The sequence below is a fragment of the Pseudoalteromonas sp. UBA6610 genome (genome assembly GCF_002433295.1).
Taxonomy (GTDB): domain Bacteria; phylum Pseudomonadota; class Gammaproteobacteria; order Enterobacterales; family Alteromonadaceae; genus Pseudoalteromonas; species Pseudoalteromonas atlantica.
In genome coordinates, this window is record NZ_DJHW01000033.1 from 1 (window position 1) to 6,083 (window position 6,083).

The following is a 6,083-nucleotide window of genomic DNA, read 5'->3' on the forward strand; positions in this document are numbered from 1 at the left end:
ACTAGGTTCTAACGGTTTAACCGAGGGCGTAGTAGTCGAAATTCAAAGTGCATTAGAAATTCACGAATTGATTAAAGTAAAAGTACCTACTGACGATCGTGAAACAAAAGCACTTATTTTTGATGCAATCGTTCGTGAAACCGGCGCTACTAAGCTACAAACAATAGGTCACACTGTTGTATTGTATCGTCAAAGTGCAGAAAAAAAGATTCAATTACCACGCGCATAAGTTAATTGTGCAGTGAGTCTTTTTATAAAAAAACCAGCATTAAGCTGGTTTTTTTATTATATGCGCTTATTTATGCTTTTTACCTTTAAGCAATAAATTTAAAGCACGGCGCTTTTTAAGCAATTTTAGGCCTGTTTTATTTAGTGCGTTTGTATTTTAATAAACGGTCTAAAAATTCAGTAGTTAATTCGTTTATCACGCCTGTTTCCGCGTTAACAATCAAGCTAAAACCCACATTTAAATGCGGTATAACCACCAAATCACTGCGATAGCCTTGCACCCAGCCACTATGATAATAAAGCGTTTCATCGTTATAGTTATAAACACGCCAGCCTAATCCATAATAAGCTTGTTCTAATTCCTTTTTCCATACTCGTCTATAACGCTCTTTTTTTGTAAGTGTATAAGGACGTGTTTGTGTAGCAAGTGCATCTAAAGAAAGTACATCTAGGTTTTGCCCTAATTGCGCATTTAACCATTTTGCCATATCGGTGGCACTTGCATTTACGCCCGCAGCCGGACCAACTTTATAATAGTTTTTTTTCAGCTTGGCTGTGTACCAACGCTTTTTGCCTCTAACGTGCGGCAGCGCATAATTTTTATCCTGCACCATTGCATCGTAGCCTAAGCTGGTATCGCTCATTTTTAATGGTGTAAAAATCCCCTCTTGCAGCCACTGGTCATATTTTTTATTGGTACTGCTGTAAATTACATCATCAATTAAACTAAACATCACATTTTGATAGCCGTAGCATTGGCCTGGTTCGCAAATGGGCTTTACTGTTAATAGCTTTTCGACAATATCGGGGTAATTCATTCTTGATTCGATTAAATTGTCATACGCATTAGGAACCAACCCGCTGGAGTGGCTTAATAAGTGAAACACTTTTAAATTATCTTTATAAACCGTGCCTTTAAAGGCAGGTATATACTCACTTACCGGTTTAAATAAATCTATTAACCCTTCACTTGCAAGCTTTGCAGTTAACGACCCTGCAAATGTTTTTGACACAGAAGCCAACCTAAAGCGGGTGTGGCGGTTAACCTGTGTGCCACTTCTTGCCTTAGTGCGGCCCATGGTGTGGATATAATCAGCGTTACCAATACTCACTATCGAAAGCGCAGCGCCAGGAATACCTTTACTGTTGAGTTTTTTTTCTGCGTAGCGTCCATACTGTTTTACGAATCCATCCCAGCTTGAGTCTGCTTTAGCTATTGCCTGAAGCGGTAAAGATAGACAAATAGCGACCCAAACATACATAAAATTAGTGAGATACTTCATTCGTTACAAATTTATTCTTTTTTAACTACATCTATGTGCATAATATCATGAAGTTTTGATAGGACTAACGTACAATGTTGCGATTATTGGCTTTTTAAGTGGATGTTAAGTATTTATGCGTTTTATAGTTGTATCACTTTTTATATTATTATCAGCAGGTTGTGCAATTACCAAACAGCCGGCCGAGCCTTTGGCTTTACCGTTAAAGCCAACATTAAAGAGCGAAACTTACCAGCTTGAGTATAAAACAGAGCACGCATCGCCAAAAGTTAAGTCTGTACAGTTACCGGCGCACAAAGTAACACGCGGCCAAACAGTGCGTATTACAACCGATAAAGCAAGCGTAACAGACACGCTATTAAAGCAAATAACACAAGCCTTGAACGATAAAGGCTTAGAAGTGACTGATAGCAAAAACAGTGACTACACGTTAGCTATCCATCAGTTAGATTTAGCATTTACTGACGATACAAAATATGCGTTAACTCAACCTGAAAACCCGTACCCTTTATTTGCCAAAGTAGCGCAGCAATACCCTACTCAACAATGCGCCACCATACTAGCGCAAGTGAGCATGCGCATTACGCACCGCGCCTCTGGCGATGTGGTATGGTTTGCAAAATCATCAATAGACAGCGCAAGCTTCCACCGTGAGCCTTTATTGTTTAGCTTCGCCCAAGAGCAAAAAATTACTAATGAATTAGAAGTGGCAACATTTGTACATCAACAAAATACCGAGCAAGCCCGTATAGCGCGCGCAGGTAAGGAAGTAACTGTACCGCCCTTTAAAACCATTACTAAATTAAGCAGCTTAACTAAACTACAAGGCCCATGTACGCGTACAGAGGTGAGTGCCTTAACGCCTATGATGCAATATTACTTAAGCAGTATTTTAATTGATAAAATAAAAGTGCAATAACGTAAAAAACTACATTTTTTTACAGATTCAAGGATTCACTTACCAATATAATACGCTTAATAACAAATAATAATTAGGTCCCCAGGGATGAAAAACGCTTTCTTACAGCATGCTTTTATTAATAGCGTATTGCTTTGCGCCATTTTTTTGAGCTTTCAAAGCCAGGCAAGCAATCGATACTATGCTGATAACACGCTAGAGCCCACCCAAGGTTTTGCGTGGGATTGGAGCGCTGGGGCTGGTTATTATGTAGAAGACTCTTACCTAATTGGCCTTGATTCCTACGACGATGGCATTGAACTCGATTTAAGCCTGGCTATTTCCTACGAAAACTTTTATCTCGACTTTGATCATAACCAGTTAAGCGGCGGCTTAGTTGTGGGTTACAGCCTTATAGATAAATTTGATTGGGGCTTGGATATATTAGGCACCAATACTCAAGCTGGCTTTGATGACAAAGGTTTAGGTTTTTACAACCACGGTGTAATAGAAGAGCTTGCGGGTATAAAATCGCGTAATTACGATTTTGATGCTGGGCTAAGATTAACGCGCCGCTTTGAAAACTCGCAAATTTCGTTTGAGTTTTTACATGATATTACAGGTACACATAATGGCTGGGTGTTTAACACCTTTTTTAGCCATATTTTGCCATGGCGTAATTGGGAGTTTAGATCTGGGGTGGGTATTAGCGCTTATTCGGGCAGTTTTACTAACTATTACTTTGGTATAGATGCAGACGAAGCCACCGCTAATCGCCCTATTTACACCCCTAATGGCAGTACCAGTATTATGTTTGAGTTCCATGCTGAGTACCCTATTTCTCAAGATTGGGTATTTTTGTCTGGCTGGTTAACAACGTGGTTTTCAAAAGAAATAGACGACAGCCCCATTATTTCTCAAGGGTATCAACATAAAGCCAAGGTAGGCCTACGTTATGTATTTTAGATGGATCTGTTTATTATTGATCTTCCCTGCTATTTCATCTGCTAAAACAACAGATAAAACAGCCCCATTAATTGCGCTGCCCGACACCTGTGTTGCACTACGTGAAGGCCGCAATTGCTACGCTGATGTAACGCTTAGCTGGCAGCAACCAACTATTGGTAATTACTGCCTAAGAGACGCAACATCAAAATATATAATGCAATGCTGGTTAAAGCAGCAACAAGGCGTATTTGAATATACCTTCGACTCCCAGCAAAGTATTTCTTTTGAACTGTTTGATAGTAATACAGCCCAAGTTATTGCCACAACAGAGGTTAAACTGCAGTGGGTTTATCAAAATAGACAAAAAAAACGCCGCTGGCGCTTGTTCTAATTAGAGGTGTGGCCTTTCGTGATTGATTTTACAGCAATGTGTTTGGTAATTAAGTAAGTCAGCGCTTATAAAGTGTGGTCGTTCACCTAAATAGGCACTAACGCAGCACAAATCCCAAACTTATGCAGCCCTTAGGGTTATTTAAGGGCGAGTTTCAATCCACACACGGCAACCCTCTAACACTAAGGAAGCTTTATGGATAATTACGGCACTATTTTATTAGTTGAAGATGACACCTCTTTAGCCCAATGGGTTGCAGAGTACTTAACCGAGCAAGGCTATACCACCCATGTTTGCCACCGCGGCGATGAAGTAATAAGCCAGGTAAAAAACTTAAACCCTAACATTGTGCTGCTCGACATTATGCTGCCAGGCCAAGACGGTATAAGTGTGTGCAGAGAGCTACGTAGCTTTTACACCGCGCCCATTATTATGCTAACCGCCCGCGATGATGAAATGGATGAAGTAATTGGTTTAGAAGTAGGTGCGAGTGATTACATCATGAAACCAGTGCGCCCTCGCGCATTACTGGCCCGTATAAAAGCAGCACTGCGCCTTACCAGCGAACCGACTAAAGTAACCACTAACGAGAGTGTGATTACTGTAGGCGCACTCAGTATTGATACTCAATCACGCAGTGTAACGCTTAATAATCAAGATATGGCTATTTCTAGTGCTGAGTACCTCCTACTGCACTATTTAGCCAGTAATGCAGGCCAAGTAGTCTCGCGTGATGCTGTGTTTAAAGCAACCAAAGGCCGTGAATACGATGGGCTTGATAGAAGTGTTGATGTACTAATATCTGCGCTGCGCAAAAAGTTTCATGATGACCCGCAAAACCCAGAAAAAATTAAAACTATTTGGGGGCGTGGTTATTTACTTGTTGCCACTGCGTGGGAATAGTAACCGTGGCGGTTTAAATGAAAAAATTTTACATTTCACTACTCGGTAGTGCGCTGCTTTCTATTGTTGTATTGGGCTGGCTAATCGATGCATTTAGCCAACAAACTCAAACACCGCATGATGAATTTAGCCTTCAAAGCCAAATGATCAACGGCTTTAGTAAACATTTGAGTAGTGTAGCGACCTCAGAGCGCGCAGCTTATGTAAAGCAATTGGCAAACGACTTTAATGTAAAGCTTGATTACAAAAATAATGAATCCCTAGCCCTGCCGCCGTCATTAATACTACAAATGCATACCCAAAGCGGCCTTATTTTAGAAGACCAGCAAGGTTTTTATATGCTCTACAGTAGCGAAGTATTGTCGCCTTATCATCTTTCCATGCGCCTAGATAAAGGCTTTGAAACAGATCAGCGCAACGATATTATTTTAACTTTGTTGTTTTATGCTGGGCTCTGCATTTTTATGGGCTTTATTATTGCCCCACTTGCTAAACGCTTAACAGTATTAAACGATGCGGCTAAAAAATTTGCCGCAGGTGATGTACAAGCGAGAATAAAGGTCTCTCACTTTACCTACATAAGAGATGTTGAGCTTACATTTAACCGCATGGCTAGCCAGATAGAAAAGCTCGTGGCGGAGAACAAATTAATGGCATCGAGCTTATCGCACGATATTAGAACCCCTATCGCATGTTTACGCTTTGGCTTAGATGCTGCGCTCGACAGCGCAGATATGCCTAAAGTTAAACAATACCTTGTGCGTATGGAAAACGATCTCGATCATATGGAATCGATGCTTAAAAGCTATTTAGCCTTTGCAACCCTTGAGCAAAATGCCAACCAGCTCACCTACTCGCAAACTAATTTATCGCACTATCTTGAAGACTTACTTACTCAGCTTTCGCCTAAAATTGAAACCAGCCAACTTAAAATACAACTAAACAGTAGTGACGATATGGTTTTTGCTGACTTACATTGGCTTGCTCGGGCTATTAGTAATTTAATTGGCAATGCCTGCGACTTTGCAAAAGACACTATTTACGTCAGTGCAAAGCGCGATGAGCATTATTTATATATTACGGTTGAAGATGATGGCCCAGGCATCGCACCAGAGAACTTTAATAACGTTTTTAGCCCGTTTTTTAGAGAAGAAAGCCACCGTAACCGTGCTGATAAAAGTTATGGCTTAGGGTTAGCCATTGTTGCAAAAGTGGCAGATTGGCATCACGGCAGTGTAAGCGTTAGTAAAAGTGCGCGGCTTCAAGGGGCGTGTTTTACCCTTAAAATTGGCCAGCATCACGATTCGTAAAATATTATTTACACAACTGTAATTAGGGCCTGTTGGCCTTTTAGGGTTATAATTTGTTCTATCTAGGGGCTGTTTAATCGCGGCGCGAGGTTTGTAACCTAGTGGGCTAAGTAAAAACCGAG

Annotated in this window: 7 protein-coding genes; 6 read left to right on the forward strand and 1 reads right to left on the reverse strand. The window is 40.7% G+C overall.

Annotation, left to right across the window (positions count from 1 at the left end):
- Positions 1-229: ribosome assembly RNA-binding protein YhbY (yhbY, locus tag B4F91_RS04935; RefSeq protein WP_288635397.1), on the forward strand; the 229-nt coding region annotated here is incomplete at its 5' end.
- Between the two features lie 136 nt (positions 230-365).
- Here yhbY and B4F91_RS04940 read toward each other — a convergent pair.
- Entirely contained in the window at positions 366-1,490 is a 1,125-nt protein-coding gene (locus tag B4F91_RS04940; RefSeq protein ID WP_004587347.1) for a serine hydrolase domain-containing protein, read from the reverse strand.
- A 136-nt stretch (positions 1,491-1,626) separates the two neighbouring features.
- On the opposite strand from B4F91_RS04940, the gene B4F91_RS04945 reads away from it, so the two are divergent.
- The 5 genes from B4F91_RS04945 to B4F91_RS04965 all read left to right on the forward strand — a co-directional run bounded on the left by B4F91_RS04945 (position 1,627) and on the right by B4F91_RS04965 (position 5,961).
- Positions 1,627-2,430 carry a hypothetical protein gene (locus B4F91_RS04945; protein WP_029773447.1) on the forward strand — a complete coding sequence of 268 codons (804 nt, stop codon included), beginning with the start codon at positions 1,627-1,629 and terminating at the stop codon, positions 2,428-2,430.
- An 87-nt stretch (positions 2,431-2,517) separates the two neighbouring features.
- Entirely contained in the window at positions 2,518-3,375 is an 858-nt protein-coding gene (locus B4F91_RS04950; protein ID WP_286938312.1) for a MipA/OmpV family protein, read from the forward strand.
- Positions 3,365-3,748, forward strand: a complete 384-nt coding sequence (locus tag B4F91_RS04955; protein WP_004587350.1) for a DUF3019 domain-containing protein — start codon at positions 3,365-3,367, stop codon at positions 3,746-3,748. Before B4F91_RS04950 ends, B4F91_RS04955 begins: the two co-directional genes overlap by 11 nt.
- A 195-nt stretch (positions 3,749-3,943) precedes the next feature.
- A complete protein-coding gene (locus B4F91_RS04960) occupies positions 3,944-4,651 on the forward strand; it encodes a response regulator transcription factor (RefSeq protein WP_054982162.1) in 708 nt (235 codons plus the stop codon).
- 17 nt (positions 4,652-4,668) lie between these two features.
- The gene (locus tag B4F91_RS04965) at positions 4,669-5,961 is read left to right on the forward strand and encodes a HAMP domain-containing sensor histidine kinase (protein ID WP_055253011.1); all 1,293 of its coding nucleotides are present in this window, start codon (positions 4,669-4,671) and stop codon (positions 5,959-5,961) included.
- The last annotated feature ends 122 nt before the right edge of the window (positions 5,962-6,083 follow it).

Excerpts from the sequence above, each read along its gene's own strand:
- B4F91_RS04950 (WP_286938312.1), top strand. The coding sequence starts at position 2,518 with ATGAAAAACGCTTTCTTACAGCATGCTTTTATTAATAGCGTATTGCTT.
- B4F91_RS04965 (WP_055253011.1), top strand. The coding sequence starts at position 4,669 with ATGAAAAAATTTTACATTTCACTACTCGGTAGTGCGCTGCTTTCTATT.
- B4F91_RS04955 (WP_004587350.1), top strand. The coding sequence starts at position 3,365 with ATGTATTTTAGATGGATCTGTTTATTATTGATCTTCCCTGCTATTTCA.
- B4F91_RS04945 (WP_029773447.1), top strand. The coding sequence starts at position 1,627 with ATGCGTTTTATAGTTGTATCACTTTTTATATTATTATCAGCAGGTTGT.
- B4F91_RS04940 (WP_004587347.1), bottom strand. The coding sequence starts at position 1,490 with ATGTATGTTTGGGTCGCTATTTGTCTATCTTTACCGCTTCAGGCAATA.
- B4F91_RS04960 (WP_054982162.1), top strand. The coding sequence starts at position 3,944 with ATGGATAATTACGGCACTATTTTATTAGTTGAAGATGACACCTCTTTA.